General features: G+C 47.8%; 22 protein-coding genes and 1 riboswitch. Of the genes, 11 read left to right on the forward strand and 11 right to left on the reverse strand.

The features are described from left to right. Nucleotides 1–108: 108 nt before the first annotated feature. Nucleotides 109–1,425, forward strand: a complete 1,317-nt coding sequence (gene xylA, locus OIU26_RS18835) for a xylose isomerase (RefSeq protein WP_264217663.1) — start codon at nt 109–111, stop codon at nt 1,423–1,425. A gap of 56 nt (nt 1,426–1,481) precedes the next feature. Then, nucleotides 1,482–3,005, forward strand: a complete 1,524-nt coding sequence (gene xylB / locus OIU26_RS18840) for a xylulokinase (RefSeq protein WP_264217664.1) — start codon at nt 1,482–1,484, stop codon at nt 3,003–3,005. A gap of 85 nt (nt 3,006–3,090) precedes the next feature. On the opposite strand, the gene OIU26_RS18845 is transcribed toward xylB, so the two are convergent. Genes OIU26_RS18845 through OIU26_RS18855 form a run of 3 tightly spaced genes read right to left on the reverse strand, consistent with a single transcriptional unit; the run spans nt 3,091 to nt 5,549 of the window. Next, a complete protein-coding gene (locus tag OIU26_RS18845; protein WP_264217665.1) occupies nt 3,091–3,267 on the reverse strand; it encodes a FeoB-associated Cys-rich membrane protein in 177 nt (58 codons plus the stop codon). A 36-nt stretch (nt 3,268–3,303) separates the two neighbouring features. Beyond that, nucleotides 3,304–5,313 carry a ferrous iron transport protein B gene (gene feoB / locus OIU26_RS18850; protein WP_264217666.1) on the reverse strand — a complete coding sequence of 670 codons (2,010 nt, stop codon included), beginning with the start codon at nt 5,311–5,313 and terminating at the stop codon, nt 3,304–3,306. After that, nucleotides 5,304–5,549: a FeoA family protein gene (locus OIU26_RS18855; protein WP_016820309.1), complete on the reverse strand. Its 246-nt coding sequence runs from the start codon at nt 5,547–5,549 to the stop codon at nt 5,304–5,306. Before OIU26_RS18855 ends, feoB begins: the two co-directional genes overlap by 10 nt. Before the next feature lie 280 nt (nt 5,550–5,829). Between OIU26_RS18855 and OIU26_RS18860 the strand changes: the two genes are divergently transcribed. Then, a complete protein-coding gene (locus OIU26_RS18860; RefSeq protein ID WP_264217667.1) occupies nt 5,830–6,957 on the forward strand; it encodes a transglutaminase domain-containing protein in 1,128 nt (375 codons plus the stop codon). A gap of 49 nt (nt 6,958–7,006) precedes the next feature. Further along, nucleotides 7,007–8,383 carry an MFS transporter gene (locus OIU26_RS18865; RefSeq protein WP_264217668.1) on the forward strand — a complete coding sequence of 459 codons (1,377 nt, stop codon included), beginning with the start codon at nt 7,007–7,009 and terminating at the stop codon, nt 8,381–8,383. Between the two features lie 125 nt (nt 8,384–8,508). Here the strand turns inward: OIU26_RS18865 and OIU26_RS18870 are convergent, their stop codons facing one another. The 4 genes from OIU26_RS18870 to OIU26_RS18885 form a co-directional block, all read right to left on the reverse strand. After that, a complete protein-coding gene (locus OIU26_RS18870; protein WP_013373076.1) occupies nt 8,509–9,975 on the reverse strand; it encodes an amino acid permease in 1,467 nt (488 codons plus the stop codon). Nucleotides 9,976–10,109: 134 nt separating this feature from the next. Continuing rightward, a riboswitch (Lysine riboswitch) is annotated at nt 10,110–10,313 on the reverse strand. A 121-nt stretch (nt 10,314–10,434) separates the two neighbouring features. Continuing rightward, on the reverse strand, nt 10,435–11,568 hold the full coding sequence (locus OIU26_RS18875; protein ID WP_016324726.1) for a virulence factor: 1,134 nt from the start codon (nt 11,566–11,568) through the stop codon (nt 10,435–10,437). 242 nt (nt 11,569–11,810) lie between these two features. Then, entirely contained in the window at nt 11,811–13,043 is a 1,233-nt protein-coding gene (locus OIU26_RS18880; RefSeq protein ID WP_264217669.1) for an MFS transporter, read from the reverse strand. 91 nt (nt 13,044–13,134) lie between these two features. Continuing rightward, complete coding sequence (locus OIU26_RS18885; RefSeq protein WP_264217670.1) at nt 13,135–13,689, reverse strand: MarR family transcriptional regulator; 555 nt, start codon at nt 13,687–13,689, stop codon at nt 13,135–13,137. Nucleotides 13,690–14,047: 358 nt separating this feature from the next. Here OIU26_RS18885 and OIU26_RS18890 point away from each other — a divergent pair, with 358 nt between their 5' ends. The 4 genes from OIU26_RS18890 (at nt 14,048) to OIU26_RS18905 (ending at nt 17,759) form a co-directional block, all read left to right on the forward strand. Next, on the forward strand, nt 14,048–15,394 hold the full coding sequence (locus OIU26_RS18890; RefSeq protein WP_013373071.1) for a cytochrome ubiquinol oxidase subunit I: 1,347 nt from the start codon (nt 14,048–14,050) through the stop codon (nt 15,392–15,394). Further along, nucleotides 15,391–16,422, forward strand: coding sequence for a cytochrome d ubiquinol oxidase subunit II (locus OIU26_RS18895; protein WP_165082532.1), 1,032 nt, complete (start codon nt 15,391–15,393; stop codon nt 16,420–16,422). Before OIU26_RS18890 ends, OIU26_RS18895 begins: the two co-directional genes overlap by 4 nt. Before the next feature lie 6 nt (nt 16,423–16,428). Beyond that, the gene (locus OIU26_RS18900; RefSeq protein WP_436449168.1) at nt 16,429–16,539 is read left to right on the forward strand and encodes a cytochrome bd oxidase small subunit CydS; all 111 of its coding nucleotides are present in this window, start codon (nt 16,429–16,431) and stop codon (nt 16,537–16,539) included. A gap of 209 nt (nt 16,540–16,748) precedes the next feature. Then, nucleotides 16,749–17,759: an MBL fold metallo-hydrolase gene (locus tag OIU26_RS18905; RefSeq protein ID WP_025674835.1), complete on the forward strand. Its 1,011-nt coding sequence runs from the start codon at nt 16,749–16,751 to the stop codon at nt 17,757–17,759. Between the two features lie 116 nt (nt 17,760–17,875). Here the strand turns inward: OIU26_RS18905 and isdG are convergent, their stop codons facing one another. Genes isdG through OIU26_RS18925 form a run of 4 tightly spaced genes read right to left on the reverse strand, consistent with a single transcriptional unit; the run spans nt 17,876 to nt 21,004 of the window. Further along, nucleotides 17,876–18,226 carry a heme oxygenase gene (gene isdG, locus OIU26_RS18910; protein WP_025674837.1) on the reverse strand — a complete coding sequence of 117 codons (351 nt, stop codon included), beginning with the start codon at nt 18,224–18,226 and terminating at the stop codon, nt 17,876–17,878. A gap of 1 nt (nt 18,227) precedes the next feature. Further along, entirely contained in the window at nt 18,228–19,019 is a 792-nt protein-coding gene (locus OIU26_RS18915) for an ABC transporter ATP-binding protein (protein WP_165082528.1), read from the reverse strand. Then, a complete protein-coding gene (locus tag OIU26_RS18920; RefSeq protein ID WP_264217671.1) occupies nt 19,016–20,014 on the reverse strand; it encodes a FecCD family ABC transporter permease in 999 nt (332 codons plus the stop codon). Before OIU26_RS18920 ends, OIU26_RS18915 begins: the two co-directional genes overlap by 4 nt. Before the next feature lie 9 nt (nt 20,015–20,023). Further along, nucleotides 20,024–21,004 (reverse strand): ABC transporter substrate-binding protein, encoded by a 981-nt coding sequence (locus tag OIU26_RS18925; RefSeq protein ID WP_165082524.1) that lies wholly within the window; start codon nt 21,002–21,004, stop codon nt 20,024–20,026. Between the two features lie 397 nt (nt 21,005–21,401). Here OIU26_RS18925 and isdC point away from each other — a divergent pair, with 397 nt between their 5' ends. The 3 genes from isdC to OIU26_RS18940 all read left to right on the forward strand — a co-directional run bounded on the left by isdC (nt 21,402) and on the right by OIU26_RS18940 (nt 22,987). Next, entirely contained in the window at nt 21,402–21,917 is a 516-nt protein-coding gene (gene isdC, locus OIU26_RS18930; RefSeq protein WP_264217672.1) for a heme uptake protein IsdC, read from the forward strand. 72 nt (nt 21,918–21,989) lie between these two features. Continuing rightward, entirely contained in the window at nt 21,990–22,457 is a 468-nt protein-coding gene (locus OIU26_RS18935) for an NEAT domain-containing protein (protein ID WP_264217673.1), read from the forward strand. 32 nt (nt 22,458–22,489) lie between these two features. Further along, nucleotides 22,490–22,987 (forward strand): NEAT domain-containing protein, encoded by a 498-nt coding sequence (locus tag OIU26_RS18940; protein ID WP_040102878.1) that lies wholly within the window; start codon nt 22,490–22,492, stop codon nt 22,985–22,987. Nucleotides 22,988–23,039 lie beyond the last annotated feature (52 nt).

Here is a 23,039-nt window from a genome sequence, read left to right on the forward strand (position 1 = left end):
TTCCCGTTATTATATCATAAAAATAAACTTAGTTTAAGCAATAGACAAAGTTTCTTGGCTGTGCTAGAATCGTTTTTGTAAACGTTTACTACAAAGGAGGAACTTATAATGGCTTATTTCGAACAAGTATCCAAAATTAACTTTGAGGGCAAGCAATCTGATAATCCTTTTGCGTTCAAATTTTATAATCCTCAGGAAATGGTAGCGGGAAAAACGATGGAGGAGCATTTGCGTTTCAGTATGGCCTATTGGCATACGCTGGTTGCAGGCGGCTCTGATCCTTTTGGAGTAGAGACTGCGGAACGCCCATGGTCCAAGTTTACCGGACTTGATTTGGCGAAGGCACGTGTGGAAGCTGCCTTTGAGCTGCTGGATAAAATGAATTTACCTTATTTCGCCTTCCACGATGTGGATATTGCTCCTGAAGGCGCGTCACTGAAGGAATTTTACAGCAATCTGGATACCATCGTGGATCTGATTGAGGATCACATGAAGGCTACGGGGAAAAAGCTGCTGTGGAACACGGCGAACATGTTTAGCCATCCACGTTATTTGCATGGAGCTGCGACGACTTGCAATGCAGATGTATACGCACACGCAGCTGCTCAAATTAAAAAAGGACTGGAAGTGGGCAAACGTCTGGGCGCAGATAACTACGTATTCTGGGGAGGCCGTGAAGGCTATGAAACACTGCTGAATACAGATTTGAAGTTGGAACAGGACAATCTGGGACGGATGTTCCATATGGCCGTGGACTACGCGCGTGAAATCGGCTTTGACGCTCAATTCCTGATTGAGCCAAAACCGAAGGAGCCAACCAAGCATCAGTATGATTTTGATGCGGCGACGACGATTGCCTTCCTGCAAAAATATGATCTGGATCAGCATTTCAAGCTTAATCTGGAAGCTAACCATGCCACTTTGGCGGGTCATACTTTTGATCATGAAGTACGTGTAGCACGGGTTAACGGCATGTTGGGTTCCCTGGATGCCAACCAAGGTGATTTGCTGCTGGGCTGGGATACGGACGAATTCCCGGTTGATCTGTATGATGCCACACTAACCATGTATGAAGTACTGCAAAATGAAGGATTAGGCCGTGGGGGTATCAACTTTGATGCCAAGGTGCGCAGAGCATCGTTTGAGCCAGAAGATTTGTTCCTCGCGCACATCGCAGGTATGGATACGTATGCGAAAGGGTTGAAGGTAGCCGCCAAACTGATCGAGGATCGTGTGTTTGAGAACTTTATTGAGAAGCGGTACAGCAGCTTTAAAGAAGGCATTGGAGCAGACATTGTATCCGGAAAAGCAACGCTTGCTTCCCTAGCTGAATATGCTCTGGCGAACGAAGCACCACGCAAAAACGTGTCCGGTCGTCAGGAGTATCTGAAAGCAACATTGAATCAATACATTTTGGCTGATTAATGCCGGAATTTATATATGAATAAGGGCCGTACGATCACAGGGAAGGAGGAACTCCAATGCAGGAGAAGTTAAAACAGGAGCTGGAGCGCTATGTCATCGGCGTGGATTTGGGTACCAGTGCGGTCAAAACGGTGCTGGTCAACCGTAAGGGGCAGGTGGCTTATGAAACCTCTCAGTCATATCCTCTTCATCAGCCGAAAGCAGGGTATAGCGAACAGCAGCCTGAAGACTGGGTGCGTGGGACGTTAGCATCGTTGAAAGAGCTTGTAGAGAAGGCCGGAATCTCCGGAACAGATGCTGTGGACGGCATCAGCTTTTCGGGGCAGATGCACGGGCTTGTGCTGACTGACAAGGAAGGCCAAGTGCTTCGTCCAGCTATTCTATGGAATGACACGCGCACAACGGCACAATGCCGCCGTATTGAAGAACAGCTCGGGCCAGCGCTGCTAAGTATCGCGCGCAACCGCGCGCTGGAAGGCTTCACGCTACCCAAGCTGCTGTGGGTGCAGGAGCATGAGCCAGACGTGCTGGCTCGTGCGGCCCATTTTATGCTGCCTAAAGATTATGTGCGCTACTGTCTCACAGGAGAGTTGGCGATGGAGTATTCGGATGCGGCAGGCACGCTGTTGCTAGACATCGCGAACAAGCAGTGGAGCGAAGAGATCGCAGCTGCGTTTGATCTGCCGTTGTCGCTGTTCCCGCCGCTGGTGGAATCCTTTGACCAGACGGGTACACTATTGCCGGAGATTGCGGAACAGAGCGGGCTTTCGCCTGAAACCAAGGTCTATGCAGGTGGAGCAGACAACGCATGTGGCGCGATTGGTGCCGGCATTTTGAGCGAAGGCCGCACCTTGTGCAGTATCGGCACCTCAGGAGTTGTGCTTTCCTATGAGGAACGCAAGGATATCGACGTTCAGGGACGGGCACATTTTTTTAATCATAGTGAGCAGGATGCTTATTATATTATGGGGGTTACACTCGCGGCCGGATATAGCTTGACCTGGTTTAAGGATACCTTTGCTCCGGAACATTCTTTTGATGCGCTGTTGGAGGATGTAAACTCGATCGAGCCGGGCAGCCGAGGGCTGTTGTTCACGCCTTATATCGTGGGCGAACGTACCCCTCATCCGGATGCAGCTATTCGAGGCAGCTTTATCGGGATGGATGCAGGGCATAAGCTTCCGCATTTTACACGAGCAGTGCTGGAGGGAATTACGTTTTCGCTCAAGGAATCCATTGATATTCTCAGAGGCACGGGCAAAACGGTGAATGAAGTGATTTCCATTGGCGGCGGTGCGCGTAATGAGGCATGGCTGCAAATGCAGGCCGATATTTTTAACGCGGATATCGTCAAGCTGGAGAGTGAGCAGGGGCCTGCCTTGGGAGCGGCTATGCTGGCTGCATATGGTAGCGGGTGGTTTGAATCGCTGCAAGCGTGCGCTGAAGCTTTTCTGCGTGAAGCAGCAAGATATACGCCAAATCCGGAACGTGTGGCACAGTATGAAGGCTTATATGAGCTATACCGTGAAGTTTATCTACACACGCGGGAGCTAAGTGAGCAATTGGTGGTCTATCGGTAATACAGTGAACTTTGAACGTAAATGAGAAGCGGCTTCGGGTTAGGAATCCCCGAAGCCGCTTATTTCATGGATGATAAGTTTTGGATTAAACACTTTTCTTCATTTTTGCATGACCTTCATTCACCGAGCTCACGGCACAGCCTGAGCATGACTTGCTCGATGAACAGCCAGCACAGGCGCCTTGGCGGCTTTTTCGCAAAAATCTTACCAGCACCCATGCACTGTAACCGAGGATCACCAATAAAATAATGATATTGACCATGGAATCCACTTCCTTTTATATACTCTAGGGTCTGACTTAACCCCAACCTAATAATCTGCCACACTGATAGATCAAGACGGCGATGATATATGCCACGGTCAAAGGATAGATCACAGAAAATGCGGTCCAGCGCCAGGAGAGTGTCTCCTTGCGAATAACCGCTACCGTAGCCAGACACGGCACATACAACAGAATGAACACCATAAAGCTAAATGAGGCAAGCGATGTAAAAGCATGACTGACTTGCAATTCCAGTCCCTGCATATCGGGAACATGATAAATGATATTCATGGTTGATACGATAACCTCTTTGGCCATAAAGCCTGTGAGCAGAGACGCGCCTGCTTGCCAGGTGCCAAAACCAAGAGGAGCCAATAGAGGTGCAAACCATCCTCCAATCGTAGCGAGCAGGCTGTCATCCATTTCTACGCCAAAGCCCTGCGGACCGAAATTGGACAAGAGCCAGATGCCTACAGAGCCTGCAAGAATAATCGTTCCGGCTTTACGGACGAAGCCTTTGACCTTCTCCCATGTGCTGCGAAATAATGTAAGAGCCTGCGGCACCCGATAGGGAGGGAGCTCTACGATAAAGAGGGAGGGCTCACCTGATAAAATAGATACTTTGGAAAAAATTTTGGCAAGTATAAGCGATACGGTGATCCCTAACACATACATCAGCATGATAATGCTCGCCGCATGTGACGGGAAAAACACACCTGCAAACAACGCATAGACTGGCAAGCGGGCCGAGCATGACATAAAGGGTACCAGCAACGTTGTAATGAGGCGTTCTCTTGGTTGTTCAATGGTGCGTGCTGCCATAATTGCCGGAACATTACAGCCAAATCCGATGATGAAGGGAATGAAGCTTTTTCCGTTCAAGCCCACGGCTTGCATCAAGCGATCCATGAGTATCGTGACCCGTGCCATATACCCGGAGTCTTCGATTACCGAGATAATCAGAAATAAAATAGCAATTTGAGGCAGAAAAACAAGCACACCCCCGACCCCAGCCACGATGCCGTCCACGACTAGACTTTGCGTAAAAGCGGACGCGTTCAAGTGAACGAGTAATTCAGTAATCCAGCTGCTGAGTGTCCCTGAAAAAAATTCATCCAGCATATCTGAAAGAATGGTACCCGCCCAATCGAAGGTAAACTTAAAGGTAGCGTACATTAACAGTAAAAAGATCGGAATCCCCAAGTACCGATGAGTTAGCAGTGCATCCAGCTTATCAGTCAGGCTGTGCGGTCTGAGTTTGGATGTGTCAACTGCCTTGGTGCACAGCTCAGCAATCCATGCTGTTCTTACAGAACGAATATGCTGAGCAGGGGTGCTGGCATGCCCCTCCCTGAGAAGCTCTTCCTCGCAGCGCTGGATGCGTGCAGTTACTTGCTCACGCAGTGTCTCATTCGTCATCCATTCCATGACGACTGGATTGTTTTCCAGACATTGCAGTGCAGCCCACCGGGGTTGAGGCACAGATGTATGCTGCAGCAAGTTGCAAATATCCGCAATAGCAGCTTCGACGGCAGGGCCGTAATCCAGTTGAAAAGCATTGGATGTATGTCTGACCTCTCGAAGGGAAGCAAGCATTTGCTTACTTCCACTACCTGTACGTGCCACCATCGGAATAATGGGAACGTTCAATTGATCAGCCAACAGTTCCTTGTTTACCCGAAGACCGGTGGCATCGGCTACATCGGTCATGTTTAAGCCGAGTACAAGCGGACGGCCGTATTCCAATAATTGTACGGTCAAATATAGATTGCGTTGAAGCTGGGAAGCATCCACGATGTTAATTAGCGCCGCAGGCGGTTCTTCCAGCAAATAACGGGTTGCGACGCCTTCATCCAGCGACAGAGGGAGTAAAGAGTAGGCACCCGGCAAATCCACCAATACGGCAGACTTGTCACGCAGGATTCCTGTTTTCTTTTCCACAGTGACGCCGGACCAGTTTCCTACTTCTGCATACGTACGAGTCAACTTGTTGAATAATGAGGTTTTTCCTGTATTAGGATTACCGAAAAGAGCAATCATGTCCATGTCGGAACGACCTCCAGTTGCTTCACTTGATTTTGGCGGAGGCCGACTAACTGGCCGTTGCATTCAATGACGATCGGGCCGCCCAATAAACTGATCTTTTTTAAGCGTATAATGGAGCCTTCATTGATGCCCATGTCTGTTAAACGGCGGCGCAATGAGGGGTGAAGAGGGGCAAGAGATTGCAATCGCACAGTCTGACCTAATGGTGTACGAAGGAGTGAGATACATTCTGGCATGGTGCTCAGCCTTTCTGATCTAGAATGAGAATCAATATCATTTACTTCCGATGCCAGTACCATATCATGAGGAGTACTAGATTGCTGTGATAAAATTCTCTGCGAACGACATGTTTATGTATAGCCCTCTCTGTTATATAACAGAGTAAGGTGTCGCAACCTGCCTTTAAATGCACTCATACCCGCCTGCAACCGACAAAACTAGAGCGTTTGGGGCAACTGTTTTTATGGTAAGATAGAGCTGTTTACAACTATGCTAAGAAGGGCAGGAACGCTCTGTATGAACAGAAAAATCGGGGTTAGGCTTGTAAAATGTCTGGTTGCAGGTGCAGCGCTGGCTGTGTTGCTGCCGCAGGCTGTAGAGTGGGGCAACAATGTGTATGCGGCGTCGGTCAAGCCGGCTCCCTCCGTATCATCGCAGCAGCTTCAAAACAAGCTTTTACAGGCAATGGCTACGCGGAGTGAAACGCTGACCTTTACATATCAAGGGCGAGTGAACGGTCTCAAGCAGCAGTTACAGACAGCCATCCAACAGGCGATGGAGAGCGATCCGTATGTGAATTATACGATCAAAAGCTACGCATTCAGCTATACAGGCACAACCACCTCCGCCCAAGTTACGATTCGTTTAAGCTACCGGGAAACGAAGGAACAGACGGCATATGTGGATAGCACAGTGCAAGCTGTGCTGGGGGATATCATTACGAAGGGAATGACGGATCATGAAAAGGTGAAGGCCATCCATGATTGGATCGTCGTTCGCCTGAAGTATGATGAAGCACAGCAAAAGTACACAGCCTATGATGGTCTGAAAACGGGAAGCACGGTCTGCCAGGGTTATTCGCTGTTGGCTTATAAAATGCTCGAACGAGCAGGGATTACAAATCGGATTGTGGAAGGTAGAGCAGGAGGGCAGTTGCATGCATGGAATCTTGTTTTATTAGATGGCCGATGGTATCACATGGATACGACATGGGATGACCCGACCCCCGATCGCGCGAACGAGGTAAGCACTTCATATTATCTGCTGACGGATTCAGAAATGCGACGGGATCACTCGTGGGTGAAACAGTACCCTCAGGCGAACACATCGTACCGCGAAACGTTATCGGCATTGATAGCTGCCGGAGGAGCAAAGGCTGCCGTGTATCAAAAACTGTACAATAACCTGGAATATCCGTTACAAGACGGCAAGGGACTGGTTAAATCATCAGCTGACATCAAGGAACAGGTTCGGAAGATGATAACTAAGGGAGAAACGTCAATTACTTTTGGCTATCAAGGTACGGAACGAAGTCTTAAGGAGGATTTACAGTCCTTGTACCAACTCGGCTTAAAATCCATTTCCTATCAGATTACGGATCTCGGAAGTACCGGCAATCTTAGGGTAACCCTGAAATGGACTTAATTATTCGGCTGTAAAAAAGCCACATTATCAAAGGAGTATTCTAATTTATATGCACAAGCGTTCCTTTACCTATTTGCTTGGCACGCAGACGATGTCCAATGCGGCCGACATTCTTTACATTATGGCACTTGTGTCTTTGGTCTTTCATGAAACAGACTCGATCTTCTCTTCGGTGCTTGTTCCGTTGCTGCGGATGGGGGCGCAGATGATCAGCGGCTTTTTAGCACCGCTCATTTTGGCCCGATTCCAGCTTCCTTTTATTTTATTCGTTTCCCAGTTTGGACAACTGGCTTTCTTCGCTTTTCTGCTGGGACACTTATGGTCAGCGGGCACAGAGCCCGTATGGGTGATTGTGTTCGCGTTGGTGGCAGCCATGTCCTTTCTGGACGGCTGGACTACACCTGCGCGCAATGCGCTGATTCCCCGCCTTGCTTCCGGGGAAGGACTCATGCGGGCAAACAGTTTGGTATCGGTCAGCGATCAGACGGTGCAATTAGCAGGGTGGGGGCTTAGTGGTGTGCTCGTAGCTATGCTGGGCTCGGAAAAAACATTGCTGGTGGCTGGCGGTCTGTATTTGATAGCGCTGATCTTCACCAGCTTGATTCGAGATCCCCTAGAGGGCAAAGCTCATTATTTGCTTCAGCCTGGAACAAGGGTACAAAATGGGGATTCCTTGGCTTCTGAGGTTGTAACCGAGCCGGGACAAGGGCAACATGACTTGCCTCCAGCGCAGTTGGAAGATAAGCTGTATGGTCCGGAATCAGAGAGCCCAGCGGTGCCTCCTAAACGTAAAAAAGAAATACTGCGTGAAGGCTGGAGTCTCATCGGAACCAGTCGCAGATTGAAGGCTCTTATTTTTATGGATATGATTGACCTGCTGGGGGGTTCGGTTTGGGTAGGCGCGTTCACGCTTGCCTTCGCTCAGCAGGTTTTGCACAAGAGCGAGGCATGGTGGGGATACATTAATGCGGCGTATTTTGCAGGTGCGATTGGTGGTGGCATCGTAGTCCTTGCCTGTGTCAAGCATTTGCAGCGCAGACTGCTGCCCGCTATGCTGGCAGGGATGGCAGGCTACGGGCTGCTGACGGCTTGGTATGCACTGAACACATTACCGCCACTAACGCTGCTTATCGTGCTGTTGATGGGACTACCTGCGGAAATGTCGGTCGTCTCCCGCCGCACGATGATGCAAATGAGTGTGTCGGTACATGATTTGCCCAAGGTGCTGTCCGCCCAGGCTACGCTGACAAGCCTGACGTTTTGTATTTCGCTGCTTTTAATGGGCTGGATTGCAGATCATTTGGGTATCGTTAATTTGTACTTGTTTTCAGCGGTGTTGACGCTGATTGCTGTTATATACGGTATTTTTAGTCGTCGTGCCTTATCTATGTCTTTATCAGCTGAAGTAGCTGCTTCTTCCAAATAAACAGAAAAAGAAAAAGCCCGTCTCCGGGCATATACAGGGGAACATGCGGATAATGGTCTTGGGACCAGGTGTACCAGCGTGTTTTCCCTGATATGTGGAGACGGGCTTTTTATCTCTGTGTTCTATTATTTATCCGAAGACGGATTTGAACTCAAATCACATTCTTTTAGCGGAACGATTTTAGTACGTTTGATCCATTTGTAGCCAAGCCACAGCAGAAGGAACAGCGGTACACTCATATACGTAGCGATCATCGTTTTCCAGTCAATCTCCTGTCCGGTGAAGGCATCCGTCCCTTGCCCGATAATGACAATGATACATAGAGCAAAGGCGAACAACGGTCCAAACGGGAACCAGCGGGCTTTGTAGGGAAGCTCACTCAGACTGTGACCCTGGGCAGTAAAGGCACGGCGGAAACGATAGTGGCTGACGGCAATCCCAACCCACGTAATAAATCCGCACATTCCAGAGGCATTGAGCAGCCAGTTATAGACTACACCGTCTCCATACAGGGAGGCGAGAAAAGCCAGCATACCAACAGCAGTCGTAATCAGAAGTGCATTCATAGGAATGCCGCGTCGATTGATACGCCCAAGGAAACGGGGGGCTTTACCTTCCCGCGCCAAAGCGTACAGTACCCGAGTCGCTGCATACATACCCGAGTTGCCTGCCGACAATACGGAGGTCAAAATAACGGCGTTCATGACTGAGGCAGCAATGGCAAGCCCTGCTTTTTCAAATACGAGCGTGAACGGACTGACTCCGATATCACTGATATCTCCCCGCAACAGATTCGGATTCGTATATGGAATGATCAAACCAATAACGAGAATCGCGAGAATATAAAAGAACAAGATACGCCAAAAGATTTGGCGGATGGCACGTGGCACATTGTCACGCGGATTTTCGCTTTCGCCAGCGGCTACCCCAATCAGCTCGGTTCCCTGAAAGGAAAAGCCCGCAGCCATAAACACGCCCAATACGGCGAAGAATCCACCATGGAACGGGGCATCTCCTACCGTGAAGTTGGCAAAGCCCACCGCAGGACCACCCATGATGCCGAAAATCATCAGCACCCCTACGGCCAAAAAGATGATTACAGTCACAATTTTAATCATGGCGAACCAGTATTCGGACTCACCGTAGCCTTTGACCGTCAACGCGTTCAGCAAGAAGATTATGGCCAAGAATAACAGACTCCACCAAGCAGAGTGACTTTCTGGAAACCAGTATTTGATGAGCACGGTCGCTGCTGCCAATTCGGCAGCAATCGTCACTGCCCAGTTGTACCAGAAGTTCCAGCCCATGGCGAAACCAAAAGCCGGATCAACGAAGCGACCTGCATAGGTATTAAAAGAGCCGGATTCAGGCATAAACGTAGCCAGCTCACCGAGGCTGGTCATTAAGAAGTAGACCATGAGGCCAACTGCTGCATAAGCCAGCAGGGCACCGCCGGGTCCAGCTTCGGCGACCGCACCTCCACTGGCAAGGAATAGCCCTGTTCCGATAGAGCCGCCGAGGGCGATCATCGTCATATGACGGGCTTTGAGACTTTTACGCAAGGTTGCGTCAGATGTTGCTTTGTGTTGCACGTTCAAACACTCCTTCATGAAATTGTATTTCATGTCAGGGCAAGAGCCAGAAGGAGGGGGAGTATATAAATCAAAAGACCGCAGGGAATACGCCTGCGGTCTTGTCTATGCATTCCGCACCATACCTTCTTCTATAACAAGATAGCTCAACACACGTTGTCTGTGTTAGGACATCGCGTGACAGTTCTGCTCCTTTCGGTTAGCAGCCCCAGCATACGGAGTATTTACAAAGAGTCAGCTCCGCATACTTCGGCGGGTGTACCTTTCTACTGGAATCTCAGACGGCTCTTGGCGTCTCCTCCAGTGTACTGATTACATCCGCGACCTCTACCTCATCATAAAACAGGTTGATGAGGTGTATGACATGATATTTTATTGTATAGCGAACTACAGTATATCGTACCTGTACACTTTCTGACAATCGACAATTTTTTGAAAATCCACTTATCGATTCTTAAATCAAGAGTTCCGCTTGGCCATCTGCTGCCAAACCGTACCTGCGGCTTGTTCGCCTGATTCGATGCGCTCCAGTGCCATTTTAGCTTGCAGACTGACCTCAAATTCGGGGTCATCGACGGCCTTCTCCAGCGCATCACGCGCATCCTCGGTTCCAACCTCGTATAGAAAACGGGCTGCACGCCAGCGAACCAGCTTGCTGCTGTCCGACAGGGCTCCGATCATAGCGCTGGTAGCGACGGGATCGCCAATGTCCGACAACGTGTCGCCAGCAGTGCGGCGTACTGCCGCTGAAGGATCGCGCAGCGCCTCGAACAGCAGTTCCATTGCCTCCGGTGAACGAATATCGCCCAGATAGACGACTCCCAGCCGCCGTAGCTGCATTTTGTCGTCATGTAGCGCTTGCCGGATCAACGGCAAATGCTCAGGCGTCGGCTCCAGCCGATCCAGCGCAGCGTAGCGTGTGCGCCAGTCTTCGTGTTGAAGAGCCTGCTTCAGCTCGGCATCGCTCCACTCGCGGCGTTCCTCCACGAATTCGCTGTTGTCCGCGCCGTGGGCAATCGCCTGCTGGATAATTTGTTCCAGCCGATCCTGCGGAAAGGCTGCCTCCAATTCCTGCTCAACCTCGCGGGCAATATCCGGCAGTTCACCGTAACGGACGCCGTAATCACTCAGCTTGCGTTCTTTGATCAGTGTTGCACTTGCCACGCGGGTAACGGCTTGCACGAAGCGGTCGGACAAGGAAATTCGTTCCTCCTGCTGTCCTGCCTTAACCCTAATTTGCATGGGAAGACCGCGGAAAAATTGTACAAAAACCTGTGCTTCCCCAAACGCTTCCCCAGAGGTTTCCTCCGGTAAATCCCAGTTTGCGTCAGCACCTTCCTCGCCTAGCTGATCCCGGACTTGACCCAGAATAGTAGACCAATCCGCATTTCCTTTACGGTCAAGGGCTACAAAATCGGTCGTGTGAAACACGCTTTTGACCCCTTCAATCGCCAGCATACGCCGGATAAATGGGGGAGCGGAGCGCTCATTGTCTCGTGTATATGTTCTGCGGATACCCGCTTCCAGTCGCTCATCCAGATGCAGCATCATGGTGTTCGGACTGGGAGTTGGCTCGATAGATGTTATCTTCATAGCTCGGTACAGCCTCCTGTTCAAAAGTTCTCCATATATCATATATAGCTTATCTGTATTGTACCTCATTCTGTGTATGTCTCCAAAGAGAGAGTTTTTATTTACGAAGAAAATACAATGACATATATCACATTATTGATATAAGTATACCTGATGGATATGGAGGTTGTTTGAATAAAAACAGCTATATGGGCCGAACTCAAAAAAGTCACAGGGAAACGGAGTAGCGGGATGGTGCTGTACTATGCATTCCGCTTCAACGAATCATTTTGCTTCTGATGGATCAGGAGAGAAGCGATAAATCCCACAGACAGAACTGCCGCCAGCAGCATAAACGTAGTCATCTGATTGCCGCCATTTCCCATCAAACGAATGGAAAGCATAGGTGCTAGACTCGTACCGGCAAACAGAATGAAGGTATACAGTGAGACGGCTATGGCCCTTGCTGTACCGCCGAGCTGGCCAACTATTGCAATAAGTGAAGGGACACTCAGGGCAATGCCACTGACAAAACATACACTTAATACCACGATAGCTATTAGAGAATGCGTCATTCCCATCAGCGCCAAGCTGAGAATGGAAAGAAGAAGAGCTGTACGTAGTAAAAGGTGAACATCGAACTTCAGGGCCAGTTTTCCGGCGAAGGGTGAGAGAAGCATGCCGATGATGCCAGCGGATCTGACATATAGCATCTGTGTGCTATTCAGGCCAAATTCGGGACTGCCAAGGTAGCTTCCCAAAACCGTATACATGCTCACAAATGACATCAGAAGAACAAAAGCGATCGTGTAGCTTAACCATAAAGGATACGAACGCAGAACGGTCCCCAACTGACCGAAGGCTGCCCAAATGCGAACCCCTCGTTGCGGAGAGGGAGCTTTAGGCAGGAAAAAAAGAACGATCAGGAAGGTGATTCCGTACACAATACCTAGCATCTGAAATACCATATTCCATCCGGTTTGTTCGCTGATAACAATACTAAATACCTGTCCGGCAATACCTGCCACTAGAAAACCAGTGCTGATAAAGCCGATAGCCGTTACCCGTTTTTCAGTCGGAAACATATCTACGGCGTATGCGAGAGCAACGGGGGAAAAGGTAGCTGCCGCCAAACCCTGCAGCAAGCGAAGCACAACTAATACAGAATACTGACTGGTTAAGCCGAGAGATAACGAAAGGATCGTCAATGCGAGCAGTCCGGCAACGATAACCTGCTTGCGTCCAAAGCGATCAGACAATCCTCCATAAATAAGACATCCCGCCGCAAATCCTAAGGAAAAGATACTTCCCGGCAGAGCTGCTTCAGCTAGCGTTTTTCCAAATACTTTAGCAAAGAGAGGGACCAAAGGGATCGTTACATACAGGCTGGACATCACGGCAACCGCTGACCAGCATAGGATTACAATCATCCATGCATAAGGGAGAGCAACATTTTCCTTCTGTATAACGCTATCATTAGTTCGTAATTTACTCATCAATGGAACACTCCTTAATCTTCAAATAAGTAACTTATTAAATATATACAATTAAATATATTAGATAACCTAATTATATGTTTAAAAAAATTTATCTGCCCACCCCCAGTTTATCTTCCATATGATGATGGATTTTTTCTATAATTCGCGAGAAAATAATCTGCTCCTCGGGCTCCAAAATACTCGCTAGGGAAGCACAAGAAGACCAAAATACAGGAAGCACCTGCTGTACAAGGCGAGAACCCGCTTCTGTAATGCGTACATGAATTTTGCGCCGATCTGTAGAATTATGTTCTCTGATAATCCATCCTCGTTGCTCAGTCCAATCCAGGAGGGATGTTGCAGATGCACGTCGGATGCCTAGACGGTCGGCAATCATAGAAGGGCTCATCTGGGCCTGAGATTGGTGCAGTGTCAACAGCAACAATAAATCTAGCTTACTCTCTGTCAGGCCGTAAGCAGCTAGATCCAAATCTATTGCGTCGAGCGTATTATCACTGGTCCATAGCAAAAAGAGACCAATACGGGCAAGTTGCCGATCCGTTTCTGCAAGGGCAGTTTGATCCATTAACTCCAGATAAGGTTCGGGTCCCAGACGAGGAAGAGACTGCTGGACGGTGTCCCGCTTACTTTGTTTTGGCGGCATAAGTTCACTCTTTTCATATAATTAGGTTATCTAACTATAAATAATATAACGTATTGCCATGCAAAAGACAATATCTAGCAAGAAATACTGCCACATTCCATACAGAAGCAGGGTTAAAAATCAGTTGAATGAACCAAACTGTGAGTAGGTTACCAAATTGCGCCAATAGATAAGTGAAGGAGGCGTTCCTATGTTCCGCAAGCAAGAAAGAACGCTCATTATTGTATGTATAGTAATTGCGGCCATTATGCTATATGCCGTAATTAAAAGCATAGCTCGCTTGACTCCCTAGTTGGTAATCAAGAGTGATTTCGAAGTTTTCCCTATTAAAAATGTGAAATGAAGGAGTGAAACCCATTTGTCTTCACTGGACCCTGTATTGCTAAGCCGGATGCTGACCGGGATTACCCTGTTTGTTCATATCGTATTTGCATCCATCGGCGTTGGTGTACCTTTAATGATTGCACTTGCAGAATGGCGCGGGCTGCGAACCGGTGATCCGCATTATACACTACTGGCCCGGAGATGGGCGCGAGGGTTTGTCATCACTGTTGCCGTGGGTGTCGTTACAGGCACCTCCATTGGTCTGCAGCTCAGCTTGCTTTGGCCTACCTTTATGCGGGTGGCTGGACAAGCGATTGCACTGCCCCTGTTTTTAGAGACGTTTGCTTTTTTTATCGAAGCAATATTCCTAGGCATCTACTTGTATACTTGGGATCGGTTTAAAAGTAAATATTTTCACTTAATGCTGCTCATCCCGGTAGCGATTGCCTCGTCTGCATCAGCGGTTTTTATTACGACTGTGAACTCGTTCATGAACCAACCTCAAGGCTTTACACTCAAAAATGGAGTCATGACCAATATTCATCCCATCGAGGCTATGCTAAACCCTGCCACGCCGACCAAAGTGTCTCATGTACTGGCTTCCTCGTATACATTGAGCGCAGGGGTGCTGATGGGGCTGGCTGCTTACAGCATGCTGCGAGGGCGTAATCACCCTTATTTTAAAAAGGCGCTGAAGCTGACGGCCACCTGTACCATTGTGTTTGCCATCAGTACAGTGATGATTGGAGACGCATCCGGTAAATTTCTGGCCAAATATCAGCCGGAGAAGCTGGCTGCCGCCGAATGGCATTTTGATACGATGACGCACGCCCCCTTTGTATATGGTGGCTTTATGGATGAAAACGGTGAAATCAAATACGCTCTGAAAGTGCCTTATGCACTTAGTGTGTTGGCCGGGAATTTGCCTAGTACGGAGGTTAAGGGGTTAAATGACTATCCGGTGGAGGAGCGTCCGCCGCTGTCTATTCATTATATGTTTGACCTCAAGATCACCACAGGAGTGCTGATTCTCGTCATCCCACTGCTATATCTGATCCGCAAGCGTTTGCCAGGTCGCAAACCCTACCCCAGATGGCTGCTGTTAGCGCTCATTCTGGTCGGACCGATGGCGATGGTAGCTATTGAGCTGGGCTGGATGTTTGCGGAGGTCGGCAGACAGCCGTGGATTTTACGCGGATATATGAAGGTGTCCGAAGCAGCAACTACTTCTACAAGTGTTGGGTGGATGCTAGTGTTGTTTGTTATTTTGTATCTGGTGTTGTGCTTCTCGGCCATCAAGGTACTCAGCAAACTATTCCGTAATAAGGATGCCGTGGAAGAGATAAGACAGCTGGGCCTGGAAGGGGCTGAAGGCAAGTGAACTATGAAATTGTAGGCATCGCCATTTTGTGGACCTTCCTGTTTGGATATTTGCTTGTGGCATCCATTGATTTTGGTGCAGGCTTTTTCAGCTTTTACAGTGTGCTGACAGGCCACCAGAACAAAATCCACAACATCATTCAACGGTATCTGTCTCCAGTATGGGAGGTTACGAACGTATTTCTCATCTTTTTTGTGGTGGGATTGAACGGTTTTTTCCCGGATGCAGCTTATTACTATGGGACGGCGTTACTCGTTCCCGGTAGTATTGCAATCGTGCTGCTCGCGATCCGGGGAGTATATTATGCTTACAATACGTATGGGCATTCGGGTAAAAATAATATCGTCTACATGGCGTTGTACGGTGCGACTGGATTACTGATTCCCGCGGCACTGTCGACGGTCCTCGCTATTTCGGAAGGCGGCATTATTTTGGAAAACAGCACAGGTGTTCATCTTCAATGGGGTCAGCTATTAAGCAACCCTTACACGTGGGCGGTTATTATTCTGGCGCTGGTGAGTGTATTGTATATATCGGCGATGTTTTTGTGCTTTTATGCCAAAAGGGCAGGGGACAAGGTCGCTTTCGAAATTGTACGAGGGTACGCGTTGCTCTGGAGTGCTCCTACGATTTTGGCGAGTTTGTTCGCATTTTTTCAGATTAACAAACAAAATCCGGACCATTTTTCCAATATGCTCAGTATGGCCTGGATGTTTGTCGCATCCTTCATATGCTTTGTAGGGGCAGTCTATCTGGTCTGGCAGCGGCGCCATTTGGGTATCTCCTTTATCCTAGTGATGCTGCAATTTGCATTTGCCTGGTATGGCTATGGCCGGTCACATCTTCCGTATGTTCTGTATCCCTACATTAATGTATATGACAGCTTTACGAACTCTACGATGGCATATGCATTGATTACGGCGTTTGTTGCGGGTCTGCTAGTGCTGATTCCTTCGCTGATCCTGATTTTGAGATTGTTCCTGTTCGATGCAAAGTATGTAAGAGGACAAGCGGGAAAGAAAGGGTGAGTTAGAGTGGTTGCTTTCGAGCATTTTACGATCATGTATGAGTCGCCGATCATTATCGTGGTGGCGATTGTGTTTTTGTTTATTTATTCGGCACACTTTAAAAACCCACAGGACTGACAATAACATGTGGAGCAGGCCTTCTGATAGACCCGGGAGGTCTGTTTTTGCTATATTATCGCTGAATTTCCTTTACAGATGTGATTGAATTATACTTTACATATATCAGGATGTTGCATCATTTCATGTTCACATTTGAGTGACAATATATAGTTAAATTGAACCGTTGTGTTTTTGGAGAACGGGTCTGTCAGGGAGGGGGCTGCATCATGCCTAAAGTGCGTTTTAACAATATGGATCATGTAAATACCGATAAAACCATCAAGCAATTCAGACAATGGCGGCAGGAGCGACGCAGCAAAATAAAGGATTATACGTTCGTTGTGCCAAACCATCCCCCGGAGCTGGAGTTTCTGCATCATAATCGGGAAATGGCGACGGCGACATGGGTGGGCCATTCCACCTTTTTTATTCAGTACCTTGGGCTGAATATTGTCACTGATCCGGTGTGGGCAGAGCGTATGGCTTTTGATAAAAGGCTGGCTCCACCCGGCATTCGCATTCAGGATGTGCCACCACTGGATATCATTCTGCTATCACATTCGCATTATGATCATTTACATTTGGCATCGTTGCGGAAGTTATATCGTGCAGACACATTGATGCTCGTACCCTCGGGGTTAAAGTCGAAAATGATCCGCAAAGGCTTTCGCAACTGCCATGAGCTGCAATGGTGGGAGCATTTTACGGTAGGCGGGGTACGGATTACATTTGTTCCGGCACAGCACTGGACACGGCGTACGCCGTTTGATACCAATACTTCGCATTGGGGTGGATACGTTCTGCAAAGTGAGCAGCAGGTGATTGGTTCTGCCACGTCTGTTGCAGGCTCAGATGCTCATGCAGAATCCGATTCAACGGAGGCACCTACGTTGTATTTTGTGGGAGATACCGGATATTTCCGTGGATTTAAAGAGATTGGCGAGCGCTTTGCCATTGATCTGACCTTTATGCCTATTGGCGCGTATGAACCGGAATGGTTCATGACCTCACAGCATGTGACACCAGAAGAGGCGTTGCAGGGCTTTGTGGATTGCGGCGCAGATCAGATGATCCCGATGCACTATGGAGCCTTTAAGCTGGCGGACGATACGCCGAGAGAGGCGCTGGATCGTCTCGAAGTAGAGCGAGAGCGCTTGGGGATTGCAAAGGAACGCATCCATGTACTGGGGCACGGAGAGACGCTGAAAATTGGGCGCCGTTGCTCAACCAGAATCTGAGGGATTCAATAAAATACGTATATAAGGGGATTTTGCAAAAATCCAATAAGCGGCCCAGCGGACAATTAATAATGCCTGCCGAGCCGCTTTTTTTAGTTCTATGCTACCGTTCAGAATTAAACGGCTTCGATCTCACTCGCCAAAGAGGAGTCATTGTTCGCAATGGGATGACGAACGATTTTAACCTCATAGAACGTGATTTTATTTTCAATAATATAGTCTGGAATTTGACGGTGGTTGTGGGATTCACGGAACGCTTCACTTTTCGTCCAGCCTTGGAAGTTCTCTTTTTCCTTCCAGCGTGTGCTAATCGTTACCTCCTCATAATCCTTCGTGTTTTCCGTCAGCAGCACTTCCAGACCGAGGAAGCCTTCCATCTTTTCAACCTGTCCTTCTTTGTTAAATCTTTCGATGAGCAAATGGGCATTGCCTGGTGTGATTTTAGATGTGTTTGTAACGATAACCATATTAAATTCCTCCTGAATGATGTGGTATGGTCGGTATAATAACCGGATAGCCATCCTCAAATTTGATGGTAGCGTTCATTTCATAAATGTCGCGAAGAAAAGCAGACGTCAAAATCTGACGGGGTTCGCCAGCAACGGCGATTCGTCCCCTTTTAAGCGCAATCATATGATGACAATAGGCCGCAGCTTGCTGCAAATCATGCAGTACCATAACAATCGTCAAGCCGGACTCGTGATTAATACGCCGCAGCATATCCATAACTTCAAATTGGTGGGCGATATCCAGAAAAGTGGTCGGTTCATCGAGCAAAAGAATACCCGTTTGTTGGGCCAAGGCCATTGCAATTCGCGCTTTTTGTTGTTCACCTCCCGATAGAGTATGGAACATCCGATCTGCATAGGGCTGAATGCCCGTGATTTCCATGACATGGTCGATAATTTGCTGATCTTGTCTGGTAGGTCGTGTCCTCAAGCCCTTGGCATGAGGAGATCTTCCATAAGCGACCAGCTCACGAACCGTTAATAACGGCAGCATATCCTTCATTTGCGGCAGCATTGTAATCGTTTGAGCCAAATCACGCCGCTTGTATTCCTCCACAGGCTTACCCAGTACAGAAACCTTGCCCTGATCCTGCTTGAGCAGCCGGGTCAAAATCCGCAAAAGCGTAGACTTGCCTGAGCCGTTGGGACCGACAATGGCGGTGAGCTGGCCAGCGGGCAAGGTAATGTTCACATCGTCCAGCTGGAAATATCCGCGTTGTAAGGAGAGATGCTCACCCTGAATGGCTGTCATCCGAAATTCCCCCGTTTCTTGAGCAGGATTAAGAAGAACGGTGCCCCAATGACGGCCAGCAAAATACCGACAGGCAACTCAATCGGGTCAAACCAAGAGCGTGCGACTGTATCCGCTAGGACAACCAGTGTCCCACCGCCCACAATGGAAAGGGGGAGGAGGAAACGATAATCTTCCCCGATGAGTAGCCTTATAACATGGGGAACGACCAGTCCTACGAACCCGATCAGCCCGGCTACACTGACCGCCGTGCCGGCGAGCAGAGCAGAGAGCAAGATAATGAGCATCCGTTGAAGCTCTACCCGCTGGCCTAGCAGCTGTGCTGAATCGTCGCCCAGCAGCAGCAAATTCGCAGGCTTAATCGCAAACAAAGAGGCGATTAAGCCAATGATAGCGTAAGGAGCCATGAACTCCAGATGATGCCAGCTGCGTCCATTTAACCCGCCAGATAGCCAAGGAAGTACTGCCTGTACGCGGTCGCTGTACATGACCATCACGCCGTTGGTGAGCGCGCCCAACAACGCGTTGATCGCAACGCCAGCCAGCACAATTTTGACAGGGGAAGCTCCTCGGTCCCAAGCCAGCAGGTAAATGACGATCGCACTCAGAAAGGCTCCCAAAAAGGCGGTTACCGGAAGAAGGTAACTAAGCTGTGGAAGCATCACCATCGTAATAACGGCAGCAAGTCCACCTCCAGCCGATACACCAATAATGCCTGGGTCAGCCAATGGATTTTTCATGACGCCTTGAAGAAGTGCTCCTGAAGCTGCGAGACAAGCGCCTACCAATAAACCTACCAATACTCTGGGGAGTCGGAGATCCATTAGGATCGTGCGATATGTGGATTCATCATTATGTAGCAAAACCTGATTGATTTCTTGAAGTGGAATCGACACCGAACCGTAGGCCAGACCGTACACAGAGACGGCTAGCAATAAGAACGGAAGGGTAATCCAGGCGATGGTGCGTCTTCTGGCGCGTTGTAGTTTGTTCATCGCCATCGCCTATTTCGCCGGATACAGCTTTTGGTGCATCAAATCCAGCGCTTTAGTGACCCGTGTCCCTGGATTTGTCCCGAACAAATCTGAAGGTAAAACCTCGACCTGGCTGTTTTGGACTGCCCGGATTCCGTTCCAAGCTGCATTTTCCTGCATTTCTTTTATAAATGCGGCTTTAACCTCTTCCGTATTGCCATGAGTCATGATGAAAATGTAGTCAGGGTCAGCCTGTACGATGCGTTCTGTGTTCAACTGCGCATATTGCGGGAAATTTTGCAGGCCCGGAAAATCAGAAGCGATATTGGAGCCACCTGCAACTTCCAAAATGTTTCCGCCTAGAGAATTCGGCAGCGCTGCCATGTACGTGGCCGGGGCTCCGTAAACCAGCAACACCTTCGGTTTGGAGGTAGAGGCTGTTTCTTTTTGCAGCTTGGCTACTTGCTGGTCAATTTGTTGGTTCAGCTTTACGGCCCCGTCCTGCTTTTGCAGTAATTGTCCGAACAGCGTAATTTGTGACTGGATATCCTTAACTGAATTAGCCCCAGTCAGCAGCAGCTGTGAACCGACTCCTTCAATGGCTGGGATGTCTTTTTCATTCATAGGATAGTTGCCTAGTACGACATCCGGTTTGAGCATCGTAATTTTCTCCAGATCTACTTCATGAGTGGAACCTATTTGCTGAACGTTTTCAGCAGCAGGTACGACCGAAGGTCCATTGGAGTTGGGCCTGCCCACGGCTGTCCCGCCCAATGCGTAAATAATATCCAGATCGCCATTACTGAGCGCAACGATATGTTGAGGGACCTTTTGAAACGCCAACGTCCGTTTTGAGAAATCAGTAACTTGAATCGTCGCGCCGCTTGTCGTGCTTGAAGTGGTAGATACGGAAGCACTGACTGGTTTGTGATCTGCGGTCGAGGTACCATTACTACATCCGGTAACTGCCAATAAAAGCGCTGCGGATGACCACAACACATAAGATTTCATGTTATTCCTCCTGCAATTTTCAAGTTGAACAATAATGATAATCATTTTCATTTATGTATAAGAGAATGATAATGAATATCACTGAGGATTGTCAATTGAAAAAAGCAAATTTTTAAATAAATTTTGAACTAAAAATAAAAGAGAGTCATTCGAATTATAGAAGAAGGAACTACAAATTTTTATTAAAAAATAGCATATATCAAGGGATTACGTACACACAAATACATATTGACATTTTCGAAAAGTGTAAGATATATTGGTGATGGGTTTACTTGATTTTGCGAAATTATGGAATAGAGAGGTGGGGAGACAAGCTCGAAAAGAGCTATTTTTTTAAATTATCAATTGAGAATGATAATCAATTAGTTTATTCTCGTGGGGAGGGACTGCTGTCAAAATGAAGAAGGGGTATTCTGCAATTATTGCTGTGTTTCTGCTGGTGAGTGTGCTGAGCTTTTGGCCAACTTCGTTATCTGTAGGAGCCGCTGCGGCTTCTCCAAAATTGGCGGATGGTACATACACGCTCAAATACAATATTCTCAAGGCAGAAAATGATTCGGTGTCCATGGCTAATGATTATTTTGAAAAACCAGCTAAGTTGTATGTAAAGAAAGGTCAAATGACCATGCAAATTAAGCTGAATCATAGCGAATGGACAACCGGGTTTAAAGTGGATTATAAAGGCAAAATCATCGATACCAAAGTCATCCAAAAGGATGCCAAAACCGATACTCGCACCGTGCAATTTCCAATTGCGAGTGTCAACAGCCCGTTGATCTCTAAAATTCATGTTACTGTCCCTGCATACAATTACGATCATGACTATACGATCCGCTTCGCTTTTGATTCCAAAAGCATCAAAAAAGTTGCAGCCGTCCAGTCAGCGAAATCAGCCAAATCTTCCAAAAAGTAAATTCAAGCTATCTTTATCGTTCATAAAATCAACATAAATTCAAGCATAAAAAATGAAGGAGTGTGTGTAGATATGAATATGGTAATGAATCGCTTTGAGCAATTTTCTTTCAAGAAGGTATTCGTAACATTGATCATGACAGCACTTGTTTTTGCACTGATGGCTCCACTCTCTGCTAAAGCAGCAGCAGCCGACGGCACTTATAACGTAGATTATACCGTTCTGAAGGATCAAACCAATGAAACTTCTCGATTAGACAGCTACCTGACAAAGCCTGCTCAGGTTACGGTAGCCAATGGCAAAAATGTCGTTCGTCTGACTGTGAAAAGCAGCAATCTGATTACAGCGTTCAAAGTAGAGCAAAATGGCGTACTGCAAGATGCGACTGTAGTCAGCACAAATACGGCGAACAACACTCGTGTAGTGGAATTCGAAGTAGCTGACCTGAATGCAAAAGTAAATGCTTACGCTGAAATCACAATCCCAGTAGTTAACTACACAGGCAAGTACGATGTACAACTGCAATTCGACGAAATCTAATCCAAAATAAAACGTAAAAGGAGATTGAAAACATGAACATGATTATGAATCGTATGGAGAAGTTGTCTCTGAAAAAAGTAATGCTCACTGTATTGATGGCTGCGCTTGTTTTTGTGGTACTAGCCCCATTCTCAGCTAATCAAGCGAACGCGGCTTTGCCTAATGGAACGTATCAATTGCCTTATACCGTTTATAAGGATGGAACCACTCAGCCATCTTACATGGATACCAATGGTTATGTGAAAAAACCAGCTACACTGATTGTTACGAATGGTCAATACAAAGTGCGTGTAGCTATTACTAAAAGTGCTTGGGTTACTGAATTTAAAACTCAACAAAACGGTCAGTATGTGAATGCGACTGTGGTCAGCACATCCGGCGATACAAGAATAGTTGAATTCCCGGTAACTAGCTCGTCTCAAAAATTGAATGTCAAACTGCATGTAAGCGTACCTAAAGAATACACTGGCGGTATTCCTTACGATCACGACTATGTTGTTCAGTTCCAATTCGACGACAGCGATATCTAAGGGTTTCTTTTTGAAAATATGATTTTGAATTGAATACTCATTTGGAGCTCAG

The sequence above is a fragment of the Paenibacillus sp. BT-177 genome, from assembly GCF_025846815.2.
Classification (GTDB): domain Bacteria; phylum Bacillota; class Bacilli; order Paenibacillales; family Paenibacillaceae; genus Paenibacillus; species Paenibacillus polymyxa_C.

Coding starts and splice junctions, on each gene's coding strand:
- xylA (WP_264217663.1), top strand. CDS start 109: ATGGCTTATTTCGAACAAGTATCCAAAATTAACTTTGAGGGCAAGCAA.
- xylB (WP_264217664.1), top strand. CDS start 1,482: ATGCAGGAGAAGTTAAAACAGGAGCTGGAGCGCTATGTCATCGGCGTG.
- OIU26_RS18845 (WP_264217665.1), bottom strand. CDS start 3,267: ATGGTCAATATCATTATTTTATTGGTGATCCTCGGTTACAGTGCATGG.
- feoB (WP_264217666.1), bottom strand. CDS start 5,313: ATGGACATGATTGCTCTTTTCGGTAATCCTAATACAGGAAAAACCTCA.
- OIU26_RS18855 (WP_016820309.1), bottom strand. CDS start 5,549: ATGCCAGAATGTATCTCACTCCTTCGTACACCATTAGGTCAGACTGTG.
- OIU26_RS18860 (WP_264217667.1), top strand. CDS start 5,830: ATGAACAGAAAAATCGGGGTTAGGCTTGTAAAATGTCTGGTTGCAGGT.
- OIU26_RS18865 (WP_264217668.1), top strand. CDS start 7,007: ATGCACAAGCGTTCCTTTACCTATTTGCTTGGCACGCAGACGATGTCC.
- OIU26_RS18875 (WP_016324726.1), bottom strand. CDS start 11,568: ATGAAGATAACATCTATCGAGCCAACTCCCAGTCCGAACACCATGATG.
- OIU26_RS18880 (WP_264217669.1), bottom strand. CDS start 13,043: ATGAGTAAATTACGAACTAATGATAGCGTTATACAGAAGGAAAATGTT.
- OIU26_RS18885 (WP_264217670.1), bottom strand. CDS start 13,689: ATGCCGCCAAAACAAAGTAAGCGGGACACCGTCCAGCAGTCTCTTCCT.
- OIU26_RS18905 (WP_025674835.1), top strand. CDS start 16,749: ATGCCTAAAGTGCGTTTTAACAATATGGATCATGTAAATACCGATAAA.
- isdG (WP_025674837.1), bottom strand. CDS start 18,226: ATGGTTATCGTTACAAACACATCTAAAATCACACCAGGCAATGCCCAT.
- OIU26_RS18915 (WP_165082528.1), bottom strand. CDS start 19,019: ATGACAGCCATTCAGGGTGAGCATCTCTCCTTACAACGCGGATATTTC.
- OIU26_RS18920 (WP_264217671.1), bottom strand. CDS start 20,014: ATGAACAAACTACAACGCGCCAGAAGACGCACCATCGCCTGGATTACC.
- OIU26_RS18925 (WP_165082524.1), bottom strand. CDS start 21,004: ATGAAATCTTATGTGTTGTGGTCATCCGCAGCGCTTTTATTGGCAGTT.
- isdC (WP_264217672.1), top strand. CDS start 21,402: ATGAAGAAGGGGTATTCTGCAATTATTGCTGTGTTTCTGCTGGTGAGT.
- OIU26_RS18935 (WP_264217673.1), top strand. CDS start 21,990: ATGAATATGGTAATGAATCGCTTTGAGCAATTTTCTTTCAAGAAGGTA.
- OIU26_RS18940 (WP_040102878.1), top strand. CDS start 22,490: ATGAACATGATTATGAATCGTATGGAGAAGTTGTCTCTGAAAAAAGTA.